The following is a 514-nucleotide window of genomic DNA, read 5'->3' as shown; positions in this document are numbered from 1 at the left end:
GCGTAGGCCAGCGCCGCGGTCGACGACGCGAACAACGGCGCATTCGCCGAGGCCAGGGCAGCACCACGGGCCAGGGCGGTCTCGGGCTCCTCCGGCGCGCTCACGTCAAGCGACGTCACCGATTCCAGCGCCGGCTTGATCGGCGCGATGTCGACGCCCGAGCCGACCAGGAACAGCCCGTCGGGTGCGAGCTCCATCTTCTCCAGTCCGGCGACCATGCCGCTGAGTTGTGTGATCGCCTCGCCGTAGGACTCGGCGTAGATCGGTTGCTTGTAGACGTCGGCGATGGAGCCGTCGGAGGTCTCGACGACGGCCAGAGTTGCGGTGTCGGGCTCCACGTACAGCACTGCGGTGCGCTCGTAACCGACTGCGCCGCCGACACTTTGGGCCAGCGCCGCCGCTGCCAGAAACGCCGACACCAGCATGACGTTCTCAAGCTTGTGGGCGGCCAGCGCATCGCGCACCGCCTTCGCTTCAAGCTGGTCGGTGCAGGCCACCCCGACGGCGGACAGTT

The 514-nt window shown here is 68.5% G+C and carries 1 pseudogene; it reads right to left on the bottom strand.

Features of this window, described 5'->3' with window-relative positions:
* A pseudogene (locus A5706_RS33415) lies at positions 1–514 on the bottom strand (hypothetical protein); the annotation flags it as partial.

Origin of the sequence: Mycobacterium sp. E796, from assembly GCF_001672815.1 — a bacterium.
In the GTDB taxonomy this organism is placed as follows: domain Bacteria; phylum Actinomycetota; class Actinomycetes; order Mycobacteriales; family Mycobacteriaceae; genus Mycobacterium.
This window is presented reverse-complemented; position numbering and strand designations above follow the sequence as displayed.